At 64.5% G+C, this 19,565-nt stretch carries 18 protein-coding genes and 3 tRNA genes; all 21 read left to right on the top strand.

From position 1 onward, the window contains the following. Window positions 1-245: 245 nt before the first annotated feature. The 21 genes from tpiA (at window position 246) to nusA (ending at window position 19,490) form a co-directional block, all read left to right on the top strand. On the top strand, window positions 246-1,001 hold the full coding sequence (gene tpiA, locus V3B46_RS20080) for a triose-phosphate isomerase (RefSeq protein WP_329892728.1): 756 nt from the start codon (window positions 246-248) through the stop codon (window positions 999-1,001). Between the two features lie 31 nt (window positions 1,002-1,032). After that, window positions 1,033-1,470 carry a preprotein translocase subunit SecG gene (gene secG / locus V3B46_RS20085; protein ID WP_010486424.1) on the top strand — a complete coding sequence of 146 codons (438 nt, stop codon included), beginning with the start codon at window positions 1,033-1,035 and terminating at the stop codon, window positions 1,468-1,470. A 51-nt stretch (window positions 1,471-1,521) separates the two neighbouring features. After that, window positions 1,522-1,606 (top strand) — tRNA-Leu (locus V3B46_RS20090). A 111-nt stretch (window positions 1,607-1,717) separates the two neighbouring features. Continuing rightward, window positions 1,718-2,074: an NADH-quinone oxidoreductase subunit A gene (locus V3B46_RS20095; RefSeq protein ID WP_008265012.1), complete on the top strand. Its 357-nt coding sequence runs from the start codon at window positions 1,718-1,720 to the stop codon at window positions 2,072-2,074. Then, window positions 2,065-2,619: a NuoB/complex I 20 kDa subunit family protein gene (locus V3B46_RS20100; protein ID WP_005410463.1), complete on the top strand. Its 555-nt coding sequence runs from the start codon at window positions 2,065-2,067 to the stop codon at window positions 2,617-2,619. The genes V3B46_RS20095 and V3B46_RS20100 overlap by 10 nt, the downstream gene beginning before the upstream one ends. A gap of 33 nt (window positions 2,620-2,652) precedes the next feature. Next, window positions 2,653-3,402 carry an NADH-quinone oxidoreductase subunit C gene (locus tag V3B46_RS20105; RefSeq protein ID WP_005410462.1) on the top strand — a complete coding sequence of 250 codons (750 nt, stop codon included), beginning with the start codon at window positions 2,653-2,655 and terminating at the stop codon, window positions 3,400-3,402. Further along, window positions 3,399-4,706 (top strand): NADH-quinone oxidoreductase subunit D, encoded by a 1,308-nt coding sequence (locus V3B46_RS20110; protein WP_006458796.1) that lies wholly within the window; start codon window positions 3,399-3,401, stop codon window positions 4,704-4,706. Before V3B46_RS20105 ends, V3B46_RS20110 begins: the two co-directional genes overlap by 4 nt. Window positions 4,707-4,803: 97 nt before the next feature. Continuing rightward, window positions 4,804-5,331 carry an NADH-quinone oxidoreductase subunit NuoE gene (gene nuoE / locus V3B46_RS20115; RefSeq protein ID WP_005410460.1) on the top strand — a complete coding sequence of 176 codons (528 nt, stop codon included), beginning with the start codon at window positions 4,804-4,806 and terminating at the stop codon, window positions 5,329-5,331. 4 nt (window positions 5,332-5,335) lie between these two features. Beyond that, on the top strand, window positions 5,336-6,676 hold the full coding sequence (gene nuoF, locus V3B46_RS20120; RefSeq protein ID WP_005410459.1) for an NADH-quinone oxidoreductase subunit NuoF: 1,341 nt from the start codon (window positions 5,336-5,338) through the stop codon (window positions 6,674-6,676). Then, window positions 6,673-8,907: an NADH-quinone oxidoreductase subunit NuoG gene (nuoG, locus tag V3B46_RS20125; RefSeq protein ID WP_329892729.1), complete on the top strand. Its 2,235-nt coding sequence runs from the start codon at window positions 6,673-6,675 to the stop codon at window positions 8,905-8,907. The genes nuoF and nuoG overlap by 4 nt, the downstream gene beginning before the upstream one ends. Beyond that, entirely contained in the window at window positions 8,904-9,998 is a 1,095-nt protein-coding gene (gene nuoH, locus V3B46_RS20130) for an NADH-quinone oxidoreductase subunit NuoH (protein WP_006381129.1), read from the top strand. The genes nuoG and nuoH overlap by 4 nt, the downstream gene beginning before the upstream one ends. A gap of 3 nt (window positions 9,999-10,001) precedes the next feature. Then, a complete protein-coding gene (nuoI, locus tag V3B46_RS20135) occupies window positions 10,002-10,490 on the top strand; it encodes an NADH-quinone oxidoreductase subunit NuoI (protein ID WP_006381128.1) in 489 nt (162 codons plus the stop codon). Between the two features lie 9 nt (window positions 10,491-10,499). Next, the gene (locus V3B46_RS20140; RefSeq protein WP_329892730.1) at window positions 10,500-11,156 is read left to right on the top strand and encodes an NADH-quinone oxidoreductase subunit J; all 657 of its coding nucleotides are present in this window, start codon (window positions 10,500-10,502) and stop codon (window positions 11,154-11,156) included. Further along, window positions 11,153-11,458: an NADH-quinone oxidoreductase subunit NuoK gene (gene nuoK, locus V3B46_RS20145; protein ID WP_005417921.1), complete on the top strand. Its 306-nt coding sequence runs from the start codon at window positions 11,153-11,155 to the stop codon at window positions 11,456-11,458. The genes V3B46_RS20140 and nuoK overlap by 4 nt, the downstream gene beginning before the upstream one ends. 7 nt (window positions 11,459-11,465) lie before the next feature. After that, window positions 11,466-13,643, top strand: a complete 2,178-nt coding sequence (nuoL, locus tag V3B46_RS20150) for an NADH-quinone oxidoreductase subunit L (RefSeq protein ID WP_329892731.1) — start codon at window positions 11,466-11,468, stop codon at window positions 13,641-13,643. A 23-nt stretch (window positions 13,644-13,666) separates the two neighbouring features. Continuing rightward, window positions 13,667-15,175, top strand: coding sequence for an NADH-quinone oxidoreductase subunit M (locus tag V3B46_RS20155; RefSeq protein ID WP_024958700.1), 1,509 nt, complete (start codon window positions 13,667-13,669; stop codon window positions 15,173-15,175). A gap of 15 nt (window positions 15,176-15,190) precedes the next feature. After that, a complete protein-coding gene (gene nuoN, locus V3B46_RS20160) occupies window positions 15,191-16,651 on the top strand; it encodes an NADH-quinone oxidoreductase subunit NuoN (protein WP_032128648.1) in 1,461 nt (486 codons plus the stop codon). Between the two features lie 127 nt (window positions 16,652-16,778). Next, window positions 16,779-16,855 (top strand) — tRNA-Met (locus V3B46_RS20165). Between the two features lie 84 nt (window positions 16,856-16,939). After that, window positions 16,940-17,016 (top strand) — tRNA-Met (locus V3B46_RS20170). Between the two features lie 367 nt (window positions 17,017-17,383). Then, window positions 17,384-17,974 carry a ribosome maturation factor RimP gene (gene rimP / locus V3B46_RS20175; RefSeq protein WP_032128649.1) on the top strand — a complete coding sequence of 197 codons (591 nt, stop codon included), beginning with the start codon at window positions 17,384-17,386 and terminating at the stop codon, window positions 17,972-17,974. Window positions 17,975-17,978: 4 nt separating this feature from the next. Beyond that, window positions 17,979-19,490 carry a transcription termination factor NusA gene (gene nusA / locus V3B46_RS20180; protein WP_005410449.1) on the top strand — a complete coding sequence of 504 codons (1,512 nt, stop codon included), beginning with the start codon at window positions 17,979-17,981 and terminating at the stop codon, window positions 19,488-19,490. The last annotated feature ends 75 nt before the right edge of the window (window positions 19,491-19,565 follow it).

Below are 19,565 nucleotides of genomic sequence, written 5' to 3' on the forward strand. Positions count from 1 at the left end.
GGCGCGCCGCCCCCCCGCCCCCCCCCCCCCCCCCCCCCCGCGGGGGTCCCCGCCCCCCCCCCCCCCCCCCCCCCCCCCGGCCAAGCCCACCAATCCAACCGGGCTTTCTGCGACCAACCCAGCCAAACCCCCGCCACGAGGGGCTGCGCCGTTGGCTGAAAATCCATGTAACCGCTTACAAAGAAACGGATTTTTGCCGTAACGGGTATCATGACCGGCTGACTTCACACAGGAGCCACCCGCTCATGCGCCGCAAGATCGTCGCCGGAAACTGGAAGCTGCATGGCAGCCGTCAATTCGCCAATGAACTGCTGGGGCAGGTCGCCGCCGGGCTGCCGCTGGAGAGGGTGGACGTGGTGATCCTGCCGCCGCTGCCCTACCTGGGGGAGCTGGTCGAGGACTTCGGCGAGACCGGCCTGGCCTTTGGCGCGCAGGATGTGAGCAGTAACGAGAAGGGCGCCTACACCGGCGAGGTCTGCGCCGCCATGCTGGTCGAGGTCGGCGCCCGCTATGGCCTGGTCGGCCATTCCGAACGCCGCCAGTACCACCACGAAAGCAGCGAGCTGGTCGCGCGCAAGTTCGCCGCCGCCCAGCACGCCGGCCTGGTGCCGGTGCTGTGCGTGGGCGAGACCCTGGAGCAGCGCGAGGCCGGGCAGACCGAAGCGGTCATCGCCAGCCAGCTGGCGCCGGTGCTGGAGCTGGTCGGCGCGGCCGGTTTCGCCAAGGCCGTGGTCGCCTACGAGCCGGTCTGGGCCATCGGTACCGGCCGTACCGCTACCAAGGAGCAGGCGCAGCAGGTGCACGCCTTCATCCGTGGCGAAGTCGCGCGTATCGATGCTAGAATCGCTGATTCACTGCCCATTGTTTACGGCGGTAGCGTGAAGCCCGACAATGCCGGGGAACTGTTCGCGCAGCCGGATGTCGATGGTGGGCTGGTCGGCGGCGCCTCCCTGGTGGCCGCGGACTTCCTGGCCATCGCACGGGCGGCGGCCGCGAACTAATCCTAGAAGTTTTGTCCGAGGGCGGTTTCCAATGCTGATGTTGATCCTCAATGTCGTCTACGTGCTGGTCGCTGTGGCCATGATCGCGCTGATCCTGATGCAGCGTGGCTCGGGTGCGGCGGCGGGTTCGGGCTTTGGTGCCGGTGCCTCGGGTACGGTGTTCGGTGCGCGTGGCGCCTCGAACTTCCTGTCCAAGTCGACCAAGTGGCTGGCTGTCGTGTTCTTCGGCATCAGCCTCTTCATGGCCTGGTATGCCGGCCATGGCAGCCGCCCGGCGGCCGACCAGGATCTGGGTCTGATGTCCGCACCGGCGGCAGTTGCTCCGGCGGCTCCGGCGGGCGAACTGCCGGCCGTTCCGAAGGCCGATGCGGTCCCGGCCGCCCCGGTTCCGGCTGCGAATGTGCCGGCTCAGGCGGAATCTTCGGTTTCTGGTGAAGAAAAGCCTTCGGAAGGCTCCCAGAAAGACTGAAGCCGGTTACAATACGCGGCGCATCGGGAAGATAGTCTGATGTGATCGTTTGCCCAGGTGGCGGAATTGGTAGACGCACTACCTTGAGGTGGTAGCGACGCAAGTCGTAGGGGTTCGAGTCCCCTCTTGGGCACCATTTGTAAGTAAAGCGGGTTCGTCTGGCGCGCAAGGCGCCAGGCAGATTCCCGTCCACTCCCCCATGCCAAAGCGCCTGCAGGCGCAGCGGCAGAGGCAAGAGAGAATCGCTGTGCTGGCCGAATATTTGCCGTCTCTGCTGTTTCTGATCGTTGCCACCGGTATCGGCATTACGCTGATGCTGGTTGGTCGATTCCTCGGTCCCCGCCGCCCCGATCTGGAAAAGCTGTCGCCGTACGAGTGCGGCTTCGAGGCCTTCGAAGACGCGCGCATGAAGTTCGACGTGCGCTACTACCTGATCGCGATCCAGTTCATCGTCTTCGACCTGGAAATCATCTTCATCGTGCCGTGGACCCAGGTCTTCATGGAGCTGGGTGCCCGTTCGCTCATCACCATGGGCCTGTTCGTCGGCATGCTGTTCCTCGGTTTCATTTACGTCTGGAAGAAGGGAGCGCTGGAATGGGAGTGATACAGACTCTCGATGGCCTCATGAACAACCCCACGCCGGAAGGCCGGGTTGATGACATCCTGCGGCCGGAAGGCGACAACCCGCTGCTGGAAAAGGGCTTCGTCACCACCAGCGTCGATGCACTGCTGAACTGGGCACGCACCGGCTCGATGTGGCCGATGACCTTCGGTCTGGCCTGCTGCGCGGTCGAGATGATGCACGCCGGCGCCGCGCGCCTGGACCTTGACCGCTACGGCGTGGTGTTCCGCCCGTCGCCGCGTCAGTCCGACGTGATGATCGTGGCCGGTACCCTGGTCAACAAGATGGCCCCGGCGCTGCGCAAGGTCTACGACCAGATGCCGGACCCGAAGTGGGTCATCTCGATGGGTAGCTGCGCCAATGGTGGCGGCTATTACCACTACTCCTATTCTGTGGTGCGCGGCTGTGATCGCGTGGTGCCGGTGGACGTCTACGTCCCGGGCTGCCCGCCGACCGCCGAGGCGCTGGTGTACGGGATCCTGCAGCTGCAGAAGAAGATCTGGCGTACACAGACCATCGCCCGCTGACCCCTTCACCTGACAAGAGCGCGCCAAGCCCCCATGGCAGAGCAAGCATCCTTCATCGACCGACTCTCCGCACGTTTCGCAGGTGCGAAGGTCATCGTGGTCGAACCCCGCGGCGAAGTGACGCTGGAAGTGCCTGCCGCCGAGTGGCACGCCACCGCCCTGGCGCTGCGTGACGAGTTTGGTTTCGAGCAGGCCGTGGATCTCTGCGGCGTCGACTACCTCGGTTATGGCTCCGACGAATGGGACACCGCCGACGTGTCCTCGCAGGGCTTCAGCCGTGGCGTCGAAGGCAAGGCCCAGGGCCGTTTCGCGTGGGGCGAGTTCCCCACCGAGGAAAACGGCGCCGACGGTGCCCGCCCGCAGCACATGCCGACCCAGCGTTTCGCCGTGGTCGCCCAGCTGCGTTCGTACCAGCACAACCTGATGATGCACCTGCGCTGCTTCGCCCCTGACGAAGCGCTGCCGGTGGTGTCCTCGCTGACCGGCATCTGGCCGGGCCTGAACTGGTTCGAGCGCGAAGCGTTCGACCTGTACGGCGTGATCTTCGAAGGCCACCCGGACCTGCGCCGGATCCTGACCGACTACGGTTTCGTCGGCCATCCGTTCCGCAAGGACTTCCCGCTGATCGGCAATGTCGAAGTCCGCTACGACGAAGAAAAGAAGCGCGTGATCTACGAACCGGTCACCTCGGTGGAGCCGCGTGTCGGCGTGCCGCGCGTGATCCGCGACGACGCCCGTCTGCAGACCGCAGAGGGTGAGCGCGCGCAGGAGGCAGTGAAGTGAGCCACGTACACCAGGCCGGCGAGGCCTTCGCCAGCAACGCCGCCGAAAGCCGGCAGGAAATCCGCAACTACACCATGAACTTCGGCCCGCAGCATCCGGCCGCTCACGGTGTGCTGCGCCTGATCCTGGAAATGGACGGCGAAACCATCATGCGCGCCGACCCGCACGTGGGTCTGCTGCACCGTGGTACCGAAAAGCTGGCCGAGTCCAAGCCGTTCAACCAGTCGATCGGCTACATGGATCGCCTGGATTACGTGTCGATGATGTGCAACGAGCACGCCTACGTGCGCGCGATCGAGACCCTGATGGGCATCGAGGCGCCGGAGCGTGCGCAGTACATCCGCACCATGTACGACGAAATCACCCGCATCCTCAACCACCTGATGTGGCTGGGCTCCAACGCGCTCGACCTGGGTGCGATGGCGGTGATGCTGTACGCCTTCCGCGAGCGCGAAGAGCTGATGGACTGCTATGAAGCGGTCTCCGGCGCGCGCATGCACGCGGCGTACTACCGTCCGGGCGGTGTCTACCGCGATCTGCCGGACCACATGCCGAAGTACAAGGAATCGCGCTGGCACAAGGGCAAGGCGCTGAAGCAGCTCAATGCTTCGCGTGAAGGCTCGCTGCTGGACTTCCTGGAGAACTTCACCGTCGAGTTCCCCAAGCGTATCGACGAATACGAGACCCTGCTGACCGACAACCGTATCTGGAAGCAGCGTACCGTCGGCATCGGCGTGGTCACTCCGGAACTGGCCCATCAGTGGGGCATGACCGGCGTGATGCTGCGCGGCTCGGGCATCGCCTGGGACCTTCGCAAGAAGCGTCCGTATGCGAAGTACGATGCCGTCGATTTCGACATCCCGCTGGGCAAGGAAGGCGACTGCTACGACCGCTACCTGGTCCGCGTTGCCGAAATGCGCGAGTCCAACCGCATCATCAAGCAGTGCGTGGCGTGGCTGAAGGCCAACCCGGGCCCGGTCATGGTCAAGAACTTCAAGGTCGCTCCGCCCAAGCGCGAGGACATGAAGGACGACATGGAAGCGCTGATCCACCACTTCAAGCTGTTCAGCGAAGGCTATTGCGTGCCGGCCGGCGAAACCTACGCGGCAGTGGAAGCGCCCAAGGGCGAGTTCGGCTGCTACCTGGTCTCCGATGGCGCCAACAAGCCGTTCCGCGTGCACCTGCGTGCACCGGGCTTCGCCCACCTGTCCTCGATCGATTCGATCGTGCGCGGCCACATGCTGGCCGACGTGGTGGCGATGATCGGTACCTACGACCTGGTGTTCGGCGAGGTTGACCGGTAATGCCGTCCGCCACGCCAACGCCCGCTGCAGGCAGCCGGCGCAAGCCGGCGCCGCAGTTTCTGGAATTTCACGTTATGCATTTCGCTGAGGTCGGCCGATGAAGGCGACAGGTAATTTCGAGGCGGCGCGCGACGTCGACCCGATGGTGGTGCTGAGCGACAAGACCCGCGCTCACATCGATCACTGGCTGTCCAAGTTCCCGCCGGACCGCAAGCGCTCTGCCGTGCTGCAGGGCCTGCATGCGGCCCAGGAGCAGAACCAGGGCTGGCTGACCGACGAACTGATCGCCGGCGTGGCCAAGTACCTGGACCTGCCGCCGGTGTGGGCCTACGAGGTCGCCAGCTTCTACTCGATGTTCGAGACCGAGAAGGTGGGCCGCAACAATGTGGCCATCTGCACCAACATCAGCTGCTGGCTCAATGGCGCCGAGGACATCGTCCGCCATTGCGAGAAGAAGCTGGGCATCAAGCACGGTGAATCGACCCCGGACGGCCGCGTCTACCTCAAGCGCGAGGAAGAGTGCCTGGCCGGCTGCGGCGGCGCGCCGATGATGGTCATCAACGGTCACTACCATGAGCGTCTGACCCTGGAAAAGGTCGACGAGCTGCTGGACGGGCTGGAGTAAGGGCATGGCACATCACCACGAATCCAAGGGTCCGGTCGGCCCCGCGCCGCTGCCGCACCAGGTGGTCTACACCACCCTGCATTACGACACCCCGTGGTCGTACGAAAGCTACCTGAAGACCGGTGGCTACGCCGCCCTGCGCAAGATCCTCGAAGAGAAGATCCCGCCGGAGCAGGTCATCGAGATGGTCAAGGCCTCGGGCCTGCGTGGCCGCGGTGGCGCCGGCTTCCCGACCGGCCTGAAGTGGTCCTTCATGCCCAAGGGCAACATGCAGAAGTACATCCTCTGCAACTCGGACGAATCCGAGCCGGGCACCTGCAAGGATCGCGACATCCTGCGCTACAACCCGCATTCGGTGGTGGAAGGCATGGCAATCGCCTGCTACGCCACCGGTTCGACCGTGGGTTACAACTACCTGCGTGGTGAGTTCCACCACGAGCCGTTCGAGCACTTCGAGCAGGCCCTGGCCGACGCGTATGCAAATGGCTGGCTGGGCAAGAACGTGATGGGCTCGGGCGTGGACATCGACATCTACGGTGCGCTGGGCGCCGGCGCGTACATCTGCGGCGAAGAAACCGCGCTGATGGAATCGCTGGAAGGCAAGAAGGGCCAGCCGCGCTACAAGCCGCCGTTCCCGGCCAACTTCGGCCTGTACGGCAAGCCGTCGACGATCAACAACACCGAAACCTATGGTTCGGTGCCGGCGATCATCCGCAACGGTCCTGAGTGGTTCAAGGGCCTGAGCCTGACCGCCAACGGCGGCCCGAAGTGCTTCTCGGTGTCCGGCTGCGTGCAGAACGGCGGCAACTTCGAAGTGCCGCTCGGCACCAAATTCCACGACCTGCTGGAAATGGCCGGTGGCCTGCGTCCGGGCCGCACGCTGAAGGGTGCGATCCCGGGCGGCGTGTCGATGCCGGTGCTGACCGCGGCCGAGCTGAAGGACCTGCCGATGGACTACGACACCATCCGTGCGCTGGGCTCCGGCCTGGGTTCGGGTGCGATCGTGGTGCTCGACGACAGCGTCTGCTGCGTCAAGTTCGCCTGCCGCATCAGCCAGTTCTTCCACAAGGAATCGTGCGGCCAGTGCACCCCGTGCCGTGAAGGCACCGGCTGGATGCACCGCGTGCTGGAGCGCATCGTCGCCGGCAAGGCCACGATGGAAGACCTGCACCAGCTGAAGGCGGTGGCCGGCCAGATCGAAGGCCACACCATCTGTGCGTTCGGTGAAGCGGCTGCATGGCCCATCCAGGGCTTCCTGCGCCAGTTCTGGGACGAATTCGAGTACTACATCGTCAACGGTCATTCGATGGTTGACGGCAAGAAGGTGGAGGCAGCCGCCGCATGAGCGCGCAACCCGTAAACCCGAACGTGCCACCGGATCACGTGACCATCGAAATCGATGGCAAGTCGCTGGTCGTGCCCAAGGGTTCGATGATCATCCAGGCGGCCGACAAGGCCGGCATTTCGATTCCGCGCTTCTGCTACCACGAGAAGCTGCCGATCGCCGCCAACTGCCGCATGTGCCTGGTGGACGTGGAAAAGTCGCCGAAGCCGGCGCCGGCCTGCGCCACCCCGGTGATGGATGGCATGAAGGTCGCCACCCGCAGTGAAAAGGCACTGAAGTTCCAGCGCTCGGTGATGGAGTTCCTGCTCATCAACCACCCGCTGGACTGCCCGATCTGCGATCAGGGCGGCGAGTGCGAGCTGCAGGACGTGTCGCTGGGCTATGGCCGTTCGGTCAGCCGCTTCAACGAACGCAAGCGCGTGGTGCCGGACGAGGACATGGGCCCGCTGGTCGCCACCGAGATGACCCGCTGCATCCAGTGCACCCGCTGCGTCCGCTTCACCGCCGACGTTGCCGGTACCTACGAGCTGGGTGGCATGTACCGCGGTGAGAACCTGCAGATCGGTACCTTCGACGGCAAGCCGCTGACCACCGAGCTGTCCGGCAACGTCGTCGACGTCTGCCCGGTCGGCGCGCTGACCAACAAGGTGTTCCAGTTCCGCGCCCGCCCGTGGGAGCTGACCGCGCGCGAGTCGCTGGGCTACCACGACGCGATGGGTTCGAACCTGTTCCTGCACGTGCGTCGCGGCGAAGTGCTGCGCACCGTGCCGCGCGACAACGAAGCGGTGAACGAGTGCTGGCTGTCCGACCGTGACCGCTACTCGCACCAGGGCCTGTACAGCGAAGACCGTGCGGTCAAGCCGCTGCGCAAGGTCAATGGCGAGTGGAAGGAAGTGAGCTGGGCCGAAGGCCTGGCCGCGGCCGCCGAGATCCTCAAGGCCAACCAGGGCGACAACCTGGGCGTGCTGGTGCATCCGTCCACCTCGAACGAGGAAGGCGCGCTGCTGGCCCGCCTGGCCAAGGGCCTGGGCTCGAACAACATCGACCACCGCATCAACAACCGCGATTTCTCCGACGCCGCCACCGCCGAAGTGTTCGGCCTGCCGCTGGCCGAGATCGAAGGCGCCGACCGCATCGTCGTTCTGGGCAGCAACATCCGCCACGAACTGCCGCTGCTGCACGCCCGCCTGCGCAAGGCGCAGACCACCAAGGGCGCGAAGATCCACGTCGTCAACCCGGTGGACTTCGACTTCGCCTTCAGCATCGCCGGCAAGCAGATCGTCGCCCCGTCGAAGTTCGCCGACGCGCTGGCGAGCGAGGAACTGCGTTCGGCAGTGCAGGGCGGCAACAACACCGTGCTGATCGTCGGTGGCATCGCCGAGAACCACCCGCAGGCCGCCGCGATCCGCGCCGCTGCGCGTGACTTCGCTGCCGCCACCGGTGCCAAGCTGTGCCGCATCCCGCAGGGCGCCAATGCCGTGGGCCTGGCCCGCGCCGGCGTGCTGCCGGCCGGCAAGGACGTGGCCACCATGCTGGCGCAGCCGCGCCAGGCTTACGTGGTGTACGGCCTGGAGCCGGGCCTGGACTTCGCTGACGCTCCCGCTGCGCGCAAGGCGCTGGTCGGCGCCAAGGTGGTGGCCTTCAGCCAGTTCGCCTGCGTCTCCACCCGCGACGTTGCCGACGTGATCCTGCCGATCGGCGCACTGCCGGAAATCGACGCCACCCTGACCAACCTCGATGGTCGCGAGCAGTCGGCCCGTGCCGGCGGCAAGCTGCCCGGCGAGGCCCGTGAAGGCTGGCGCGTGCTGCGCGCACTGGGCGGCGAAATGGCGCTGGCCGGTTTCGACTTCACCGACCTGGCCGGCCTGCGCGCCAGCCTGGCCCCGGTGTCGGTCGCCGTTGCCGCCTCGGCACAGCCGGTGGTTGCCGGCGAAGGCCTGGAAGTGGCTTCGACCGCCGCGATCTACCGCACCGATGCGGTGGTCCGTCGGGCCCCGGCGCTGCAGTCGCATCCGCTCAACAACGCCCCGCGCATCGTGCTGAACGCTGAAGATGCCGCTCGCCTGCAGCTGCAGGAAGGGCAGATGGCCAAGGTCGGCACCGATGCCGGCAAGGCCACCCTGCCGGTGGTGATCGACGCCCGCGTCGCTGCGGGTTCGGTCTGGATTGAATCGGGCCACGGCGCGACCGCGCCGCTGGGTGCCGCTCGCGTAACGGTGGTGGCTGCATGAACGAATTGCTGTTGAACGCGGTCGACCCGCTGCACCAGTGGCTGCTTGGCCTCGGTGACATCGGCGCGCTGATCTGGATCATCCTGAAGATCCTGGTGATCACCGTTCCGGTGATCATCTCGGTGGCCTTCTATGTGGTCTGGGAACGCAAGCTGATCGGCTGGATGCACGTCCGCCACGGCCCGATGTACGTGGGCATGGGCATCTTCCAGGCCTTCGCCGACGTCTTCAAGCTGCTGTTCAAGGAAGTGGTCCAGCCGAGCAGCGCCAACAAGGCGATCTACCTGCTGGCACCGCTGATCACCCTGGCCCCGGCCTTCGCAGCCTGGTCGGTGGTTCCCTTCGATTCGCAGATCGTGCTCTCCAACGCCAACGCCGGCCTGCTGTACCTGTTGGCGATGACCTCGCTGGGCATCTACGGCATCATCCTGGCCGGTTGGGCATCCAACTCGAAGTATGCGTTCCTGGGTGCGATGCGCGCCTCGGCGCAGATGATCAGCTACGAAATCGCCATGGGCTTCGCCCTGGTCGGCGTGATGATCGCGTCGGGCAGCCTGAACCTGAGCAACATCGTGATGGCGCAGGCCGGCAACTCCGGTTTCTTCGACTGGTTCCTGCTGCCGCTGTTCCCGCTGTTCGTCATCTACTGGGTGTCGGGCGTTGCCGAAACCAACCGCGCGCCGTTCGACGTGGTGGAAGGTGAATCGGAAATCGTCGCCGGCCACATGGTCGAGTACTCGGGCGGTGCGTTCGCGCTGTTCTTCCTGGCCGAATACGCCAACATGATCCTGATCAGCTTCCTGATCTCGATCTTCTTCCTCGGCGGCTGGCTGAGCCCCATCCAGGGCTGGGTCAACTTCGGCGACGTCTCGCCGCTGGTCGACTGGATCTGGAAGGGCGGTGCACCGTGGCTGTTCGTCAAGGTGTTCTTCTTCGCCAGTGCCTACATCTGGTTCCGTGCCAGCTTCCCGCGCTTCCGCTATGACCAGATCATGCGCCTGGGCTGGAAGGTCTTCATCCCGCTGGCCATTCTGTGGATCGCGGTTACCGCCGTCATGGTGTTCTTCGGCGTGATTCAAAAGGGCGTCTAAGTGATGAACAGGATTACCCATTACTTCAAGAGCCTGCTGCTGCTCGAACTGCTGGGCGGCCTTTGGCTGACGCTGAAGTACAGCTTCAAGCCCAAGTACACGATGATGTACCCGATGGAGAAGTTCCCGCAGTCGCCGCGCTTCCGTGGCCTGCACGCCCTGCGCCGTTACCCCAACGGTGAAGAGCGCTGCATCGCCTGCAAGCTGTGCGAGGCGGTGTGCCCTGCATTGGCCATCACCATCGACTCGGCCAAGCGCGAAGACGGCACCCGCCGTACCACGCGCTATGACATCGATCTGTTCAAGTGCATCTTCTGCGGCTTCTGCGAAGAAAGCTGCCCGGTGGACTCGATCGTCGAAACCCACATCCTCGAGTACCACTTCGAGAATCGTGGCGAAAACATCGTTACCAAGCCGCAGCTGCTGGCCCTGGGCGACCGTCTCGAGTCCGAGATCGCCGAGCGTCGCGCCGCCGATGCCGCTTACCGCTGAGGTCGAGAGATGGATTGGGTAAATATCGCTTTCTGGGTGTTCGCCATCGCGGCAACGGTTTCGGCCGGTGCGGTGATCAGCGTGCGCAACCCGGTTCACGCCGTGCTCTGCCTGGTGCTGACCTTCTTCTCCATTGCCTGCGTGTGGCTGCTGGTCGGCGCCGAGTTCCTCGGCGTGGCGCTGGTGCTGGTCTATGTCGGCGCTGTGATGGTGCTGTTCCTGTTCGTGGTGATGATGCTCGACATCGACCCCACCAAGCTGCGTGAGGGCTGGGTCCGCTACCTGCCGGTCGGTCTCATTGTTGCCGTGGCGATGCTGGTGCAGATGCTGATCCTGATCGGCGTGAAGGGCAGGGCGGTTACCCCGTTCCCGGCCGACAACGCCGCTGCGGTCGCTGCCGACAGCTCCAACGTCACCTGGCTGGCGCGTACGCTGTTCACCGAGTACCTGCTGCCGTTCGAGTTCGCCGCCGTCATCCTGACCGTGGCCGTGGTTGCCGCCGTGATGCTGACCCTGCGCCGCCGTACCGGCGTGAAGAGCCAGAACCCGGGTGAGCAGACCATGGTCAAGGCCGGCCAGCGCCTGCGCATGGTCAAGATGGGCGCCGAAGCGCCGGTCGTGCACAGCAACAGCAAGCCGGCCGCCGGCGAGGAGACCCAGCCGTGATTACCCTTGGCCACATCCTTGCGCTGGGCGCGGTGCTGTTCGCCATCAGCCTGGCCGGCATCTTCCTCAACCGGAAGAACGTCATCGTCCTGCTGATGTCGATCGAACTGATGCTGCTGTCGGTGAACATCAATTTCGTCGGCTTCTCGCGTCAGCTGGGCGATCCGTCCGGCCAGCTGTTCGTGTTCTTCATCCTGACCGTCGCCGCCGCGGAAGCCGCCATCGGCCTGGCGATCCTGGTGACCCTGTTCCGTACCCGCCGCACGATCAATGTCGGCGAAGTCGATTCGTTGAAGGGCTGATCCACAGATGGAAATCACTCTCTCCAAGAGTCTGTTGATCGCAGTGGTGCTTGCACCGCTGTTCGGCAGCATCATCGCCGGCCTGTTCGGTCGCCAGGTCAAGCGCTTCGGCGCGCAGACCATCACCATCCTCGGCGTTGCGGTTGCCTGCGGCCTGTCGATGTACACGCTCTACCAGCTGCTCTGGGGCGGCGCACAGCCGTTCAACCAGAACATCTACACGTTCTTCGAAGTCGGCCAGTACTCGGCCCACGTCGGCTTCATGGTCGACAAGCTGACCGCGATGATGATGGTGGTGGTGACCTTCGTGTCGCTGCTGGTCCACATCTACACGATCGGCTACATGCAGGACGATCCGGGCTACCAGCGGTTCTTCAGCTACATCTCGCTGTTCACCTTCTCGATGCTCACCCTGGTGATGAGCAACAACTTCCTGCAGCTGTTCTTCGGCTGGGAAGCGGTGGGCCTGGTGTCGTACCTGCTGATCGGCTTCTGGTTCAAGCGCCCGACCGCGATCTTCGCCAACATGAAGGCGTTCCTGGTCAACCGCGTCGGCGACTTCGGCTTCCTGCTCGGCATCGCCGGCGTGCTGTGGGTGTTCGGCACCCTGGACTACTCGCAGGTGTTCTCGCAGGCCGGCATGCTGGCTGACCCGCGCGCCCAGCTGCAGATCTGGGACGGCACCATGTTCGGCATGCAGCTGCTGAACGAGCCGGTGATCTGGTCGATCGCCACCGTCATCTGCATCTGCCTGTTCATCGGTGCCATGGGCAAGTCGGCCCAGGTCCCGCTGCACGTGTGGCTGCCGGACTCGATGGAAGGCCCGACCCCGATCTCGGCACTGATCCATGCCGCGACGATGGTGACCGCCGGTATCTTCATGGTCACCCGCATGTCGCCGCTGTTCGAGCTGTCGCAGACCGCGCTGAACTTCATCCTGTTCATCGGTGCCACCACCGCGTTCTTCACCGGCCTGATCGGCATCGTGCAGAACGACATCAAGCGCGTCGTCGCGTATTCCACGCTGTCGCAGCTGGGTTACATGACCGTCGCACTGGGCGTGTCGGCCTATTCGGCCGCCGTGTTCCACCTGATGACCCACGCCTTCTTCAAGGCGCTGCTGTTCCTGGGTGCCGGCTCGGTCATCATCGCGATGCACCACGAGCAGGACATGCGCAAGATGGGCGGCCTGCGCAAGTACATGCCGATCACTTTCGTCACCATGTGGATCGGTACCCTGGCCCTGGTCGGTACGCCGTTCTTCTCCGGCTTCTACTCGAAGGACACCATCATCGAGGCCGCCGAGATCCACGCGCACATGCAGAACAGCTGGGTGGCCACCTACGGCTACTGGGCCGTGCTGGGTGGCGTGCTGGTGACCAGCTTCTACAGCTTCCGCCTGCTGTTCATGACCTTCCACGGCAAGGAACGCTTCCGCGACGCGCATGACGATCACGGCCATGGCCATGACGATCACCACGCCGCAGATGCGCACCATGCTGATGCCCATCATGGGGACGCGCACCATGACGATCACGGCCATGGCCACGGTCCGCATGAGCCGCATGAAACCCCGTGGGTGGTGACGCTGCCGCTGATCCTGCTGGCCATCCCGTCGATCGCCATCGGTTTCTTCAGCATCGGTCCTATGCTGCACGGCACCGACTGGGCCGGCCACCATGCGCACGAGGCCATCAAGGGCCAGGCGCAGACGTTCTTCACCGGCATCGTGAACTTCTACGATCCGGCCAAGAACACCGTTGGCTTCCTGGGCGAAGAGTTCCATGGTCCGGTGGCGTTCGCGCTGCACGGCATGATGCTGCCGCCGTTCTGGCTGACCCTGGCGGGCTTCCTGCTGGCTGCACTGTTCTACCTGTGGAAGCCGGACCTGTCGGGCAAGGCGCGCAAGACCTTCGCCCCGCTGGTGTCGGTGCTGGAAAACAAGTACGGCTTCGACAAGCTGTGGATCGATGGCTTTGCCGGCGGCAGCGTCAAGCTGGGCAAGGTCGCACGCTGGATCGACAGCAACATCGTCGACGGCGTGGTCAATCTTTCGGCACGTGTTGTGGACGTCGCAGCCGGCGTGCTGCGTCGTACCCAATCCGGTTTCCTCTATCACTACGCCTTCGCGATGATCATCGGCCTGATTGCCCTTCTGGGCGTGCTGATGCATTACCTGCGTTGATGACCTGTACGGAATAAGAAGACGTGTCGAACTGGCCTCTACTCAGTGTCCTCATCTGGCTGCCGATCATCGGTGGTGCCCTGATCCTTGCGATCCGTGATGCGCAGACCGCCCGCTGGGCGTCGCTGGGCGTAGCGGTGCTGACTTTCGTGGCGAGCCTCTCGCTGCTGAGCGGCTACAACGCGGGCATCGACGGTCTGCAGTTCGTCGAGACCCATGCCTGGATCCCGGCGTACAAGATCGGCTACAACCTGGGCGTGGACGGCATCGCCGTGGCGCTGATCCTGCTGACCACCCTGGTCAGCGTGCTTGCCCTGATCGGCGCCTGGAGCGCCATCGACAAGCGCGTGAACCAGTACGTGGCCGCCTTCCTGATCCTGGAAGGCGTCACCGTCGGCATCTTCGCCGCGACGGACGCGATGCTGTTCTACGTGTTCTTCGAGGCGATGCTGATCCCGATGTTCCTGATCATCGGTGTCTGGGGTGGCCCGCGCCGCATCTACGCCGCGCTGAAGTTCTTCCTGTACACCTTCCTCGGCTCGGTGCTGATGCTGGTGGCACTGATCTACCTGTACATGAAGGGCGGCAGCTTCCAGCTGGCCGACCTGTACGCGCTGCCGCTGTCGGCCAAGGAACAGACCTGGATCTTCTTCGCGTTCCTGATCGCCTTCGCGGTCAAGGTGCCGATGTTCCCGGTGCATACCTGGCTGCCGGATGCCCACGTGGAAGCGCCGACCGCCGGTTCGGTGATCCTGGCCGCCATCGCCCTGAAGATCGGTGGCTACGGCTTCCTGCGCTTCAACCTGCCGATCGTGCCGGACGCGTCGCAGGAATGGGCGTGGCTGGTGATCGCGCTGTCGCTGATCGCGGTGATCTACGTCGGCCTGGTCGCCCTGGTGCAGGACGACATGAAGAAGCTGATCGCCTATTCGTCGATCGCGCACATGGGCTTCGTCACCCTGGGCACCTTCATCGCGCTGTGGCTGGTGCGTGAAGCCGGCAACGCCGATGCCGCCCGCCTGGGCCTGCAGGGCGCCATGGTGCAGATGATCTCGCACGGCTTCGTGTCCGGTGCGATGTTCTCCAGCGTGGGCGTGCTGTACGACCGCATGCACAGCCGCCGCATCGCCGATTACGGCGGCGTGGTCAACGTGATGCCCTGGTTTGCGACCTTCGCCATGCTGTTCTTCATGGCCAATGCAGGCCTGCCGGGCACCAGCGGTTTCGTCGGCGAGTTCATGGTCATCCTCGCGGCCTTCCAGCGCAATCCGTGGATCGCGCTGGGCGCGGCCACCACCCTGATCATTGGCGCCGCCTACACCCTGTGGCTGTACAAGCGCATCTTCTTCGGTGAAGTGGCCAACAGCCACGTTGCCGAACTGAAGGACATCAACGGTCGCGAATGGCTGGTGCTGGGCGTGTTCGCCATCGGCGTGCTGGCCCTGGGCATCTACCCCAAGCCGCTGACCGACCTGATGGAGCCCTCGATCGCGAAGCTGGCGATGCAGATCGCATCCAGCAAGCTGCTGTAATTCCAGGATTTGATGATGACCACCTCGCCGCTGCTGCCATTGACCGCCGCTGACCTGCCACCGCTCGCTCCCGAGCTGGTGCTGATCGGCAGCGCTTTCGCCCTGATGATCCTCGACCTGTTCGTCAGCAACCGGAACAAGATCGTCACCCACCTGTTCTCGCTCGCTGCGCTGGCCGTGGTGCTGTTCATGCTGGCCACCGGCGTGGGCGGGCAGGGGGAGGTCTTCCATGGCATGTTCGTGCGCGACACCGCCGCGGACGTGATGAAGACCGGGATCGTGCTGCTCAGCGGCCTGACCCTGGTCTACGGCTGGCGCTACCTGCGCGACCGCAACCTGTTCCAGGGCGAGATCCCGGTGCTGATCCTGTTCGGCACCGCCGGCATGATGATCCTGGTCTCGGCCGGCAGCCTGCTGATGGTCTACCTGGGCCTGGAACTGCTGGCGCTGTGCTCCTACGCGCTGGTTGCCAGCAACCGTGAGAACGGCCTGGCCTCCGAAGCGGCGATGAAGTACATCGTGCTGGGTTCGCTGGCCTCGGGCCTGCTGCTGTACGGCATGTCGCTGATCTACGGCGCTACCGGCAGCCTCCACCTTGACGTCATCCGCGAGGCCATCCCGCACTCGGAAGAGCGCGTGCTGCTGATCACCGGTGCGGTGTTCATGATCGCCGGCGTCGCCTTCAAGCTGGGTGCCGCGCCGTTCCACATGTGGCTGCCGGACGTGTACCAGGGTGCCCCGGCGCCGATCGCGCTGTTCATCAGCTCGGCGCCGAAGCTGGCCGCCTTCGGCATGGCCTACCGCCTGCTGGAAATGGGCGTGGGCCCGCTGTCGACTGAACTGCAGCTGCTGATTGCCGGCCTGGCCGCGGTCTCGCTGGTCATCGGCAACCTGATGGCCATCGCGCAGAGCAACCTCAAGCGCATGCTGGCGTTCTCCACCGTCTCGCACATCGGCTTCCTGCTGATGGGCATTGCCGGTGGCGGTTCGCAGGGCTATGCCGCCGCGCTGTTCTACGCACTGGCCTACGCCATCATGTCCACCGCCGCCTTCGGCGCGATCATCGCGCTGTCGCGTGCCGGTTTCGAAGCCGAGAACATCGAAGACTTCAAGGGCCTCAATGCCCGCAACCCGTGGATGGCCGGCCTGGTGCTGTGCATCATGGCGTCGCTGGCCGGCATCCCGCCGTTCCTGGGCTTCTGGACCAAGCTGGCGGTGCTGGGTGCGGCCGTCAACGGTGGCCTGCTGTGGCTGGCCATCCTCGGCGTTCTGTGTGCCGTGGTCGGCTGCTTCTACTACCTGCGCGTCATCAAGGTCATGTACTTCGATGAGCCGGTGGGCGAGGCCATGCCGCGCAGCAACGACCGCGTGCTGGGCCTGGTGCTGGGCGTGAACGCGCTGGCACTGCTGGCGCTGGGCCTGGCCTGGAACCCGATCATGGTCTGGTGCCAGCAGGCATTTGCGCATCTTGCATAAAAGTTGACACAAAGCTGCGCGATTCGTGTAATATGCGCAGCCTGAGTTGTCACTGCAGCGGTTCAGCCAGAACATCGTTGCGGTAGCCCTCCTCGAGAGAGCAGGGCAGCAGTTCAAACACTTCCGGTGCGGGGTGGAGCAGTCTGGCAGCTCGTCGGGCTCATAACCCGAAGGTCGCAGGTTCAAATCCTGCCCCCGCTACCAACACATCGAATCGGCGCCAACCAGTTCGATGAATGAGGAAAAGCTTGCAGGTTTTGAAGTTATGCCTCATAATTCCGCTTCTGATGCGGGGTGGAGCAGTCTGGCAGCTCGTCGGGCTCATAACCCGAAGGTCGCAGGTTCAAATCCTGCCCCCGCTACCAAGTAAAGAGATCGCCTTCGAAGTCCTGCTTCGAGGGCGTTTTTCTTTGGGGTCTGCGTCGTTTCTGCGTGATCGGGGTCAGATCCCTTTTCCCCGGGGAAAAGGGATCTGACCCTGGCCCCGCACCTTGCACCAGCGCGGTGCAGTCGCTATCATCAGCGGCCTAGCAATACCCCTGAAGGCGGCCTCCCAGCGGGAGTCCGGACCCGGAAGGAGGGCCGCAACCGGCAGGCACTGCAGGTTGCAACCGGAATCCAGTCACCGGAGTCTTTCCGGAAAAGGGGCCCAGCGGGCCCTTTGTCGTTTCCGGGGCGTCATGTTTCCATGCCGGCCAAGGCCGGCACCCAACCAAGAGATCAAGGCAGGCTGTGAGCGACAAGGCAACCGACATCGCGAATCTGCTCGCCCCGACCGTTGTGTCGCTGGGCCTGGAGCTGCTGGGCGTTGAGTATCTGCCGGCCCCCGGCGGTGCGACCCTGCGCCTTTACATCGACGTGCCGCTGGCTGAACAGCCCGAGCGCATCATCAATGTCGACGACTGCGAGCGGGTCAGCCGCGAAGTGTCGGCACAGATGGACGTCGAAGACCCGATCAGCGGCAACTACACGCTGGAAGTGTCTTCGCCGGGCGTCGATCGTCCGCTGTTCAACCTGGAGCAGTTCGGCCGTCACCTCGGCGAAATGGCCAAGGTCACGCTGAAGCTGCCGCAGGACAACCGTCGCCGCCTGCAGGGCCGCATCGAAGCCATCGACGAGACCGCAGGTGCCATCACCTTCATCGTCGACAAGGCCGAAGTGGTGGTCTCGGCCGACAACATCGACAAGGCACGGATCATGCCCGACTGGGTGGCGCTGGGGCTGGCCCCGAGCAAGCCGACCGGTCCGGCACCGAAGCGTCCGAAGCCGAACACGAATTCTTCTTCCAACGAGCCGGCGGCAAAGAAGCCGCGCGCGGAGTGAGCCAATGAGCAAGGAACTGTTGCTGGTAGTCGACGCAGTCGCCAACGAGAAGGGCGTGCCGCGTGAAGTGATCTTCGATGCCATCGAGGCCGCCCTGGCCTCGGCAGCGAAGAAGCGCTATCCCGACGAGGAAGTGCTGACCCGCGTGGTCATCGACCACAAGGATGGCAGCTACGAAACCTTCCGTCGCTGGGAAGTGGTGGCCGATGACGTGGTCATGGAATCGCCGGACCGCCAGATCCGCCTGATGGATGCCGTCGATGAAGCCGAGGGCGTGGACGTCGGCGACTACATCGAAGAGCAGATCGAAAACCCGGACTTCGGCCGCATTGCTGCCCAGGCCGCCAAGCAGGTCATCGTCCAGCGCGTGCGCGAAGCCGAGCGCCAGCAGGTCGTGGATGCGTGGAAGGATCGCGTGGGTGAGCTGATCACCGGTGTGGTCAAGCGCGCCGAGCGCGGCAACATCTATGTCGACCTCGGTGGCAACGCCGAAGGCTTCATCCCGAAGGACAAGGGCATTCCGCGTGACGTGCTGCGCGCCGGTGACCGCGTGCGCGGCTACCTGGCCGAAGTCCGTTCGGAACCGCGTGGCCCGCAGCTGTTCATCAGCCGCGCCGCCCCGGAATTCATGATCGAGCTGTTCAAGCTGGAAGTGCCGGAAGTCGGCCAGGGCCTGGTGGAAATCAAGGCCTGCGCCCGCGATCCGGGCGACCGCGCCAAGATCGCCGTGCTCGCCCACGACCAGCGCACCGATCCGATCGGTGCCTGCATCGGCATGCGCGGTTCGCGTGTGCAGGCCGTGTCCAACGAGCTCAATGGCGAGCGCGTGGACATCGTGCTGTGGAACGATAACCCGGCCAACTTCGTCATCAACGCGATGGCGCCGGCCGAAGTGCAGTCGATCATCGTCGATGAAGACAAGCATTCGATGGACCTGGCCGTTGCCGAAGACCGCCTGGCCCAGGCGATCGGCAAGGGCGGCCAGAACGTGCGCCTGGCCAGCCGCCTGACCGGCTGGCAGCTCAACGTGATGACCCAGGACCAGGTCACCGCCAAGTCGGAGGCCGAGCAGGCTTCGGCCCGCCAGCTGTTCATGGACAAGCTGGAAGTGGACGAAGAAATCGCCGGCATCCTGGTGAGCGAAGGCTTCGGCACCGTCGAGGAAATCGCATATGTCCCGGTCGGCGAACTGCTGGCCGTGGAAGGTTTCGACGAAGACATCGTCGAAGAGCTGCGCGCTCGTGCCCGCGATGCGCTGCTCAATGAGGCCCTGGCAGTCGAGGAAGGCCTTGAAGACGGCCAGCCGGCGCAGGACCTGCTGTCCCTGAAGGGCATGGACGAAGCCACCGCGTATGCGCTGGCCGGCCACGGCGTGCGTACCAGTGAGGATCTGTCCGACCTGGCCGCCGACGAGGTCATGGACTTCGGCATCGAAGGGCTGGATCAGGCGCGCGCCGCTGCGCTGATCCTGGCCGCACGTGCCGAGGAGATCGCCCGACTGGAACGCGGCGAATGAGCCGGCAATGAACAGGGCCCTGAGCCGCTCAGGGCGTAGAATCCGCGCCACCTCCAGATGCGGGGGGGCGCCCAC

Origin of the sequence: Stenotrophomonas sp. SMYL11 (assembly GCF_036320005.1) — a bacterium.
Taxonomy (GTDB): domain Bacteria; phylum Pseudomonadota; class Gammaproteobacteria; order Xanthomonadales; family Xanthomonadaceae; genus Stenotrophomonas; species Stenotrophomonas maltophilia_A.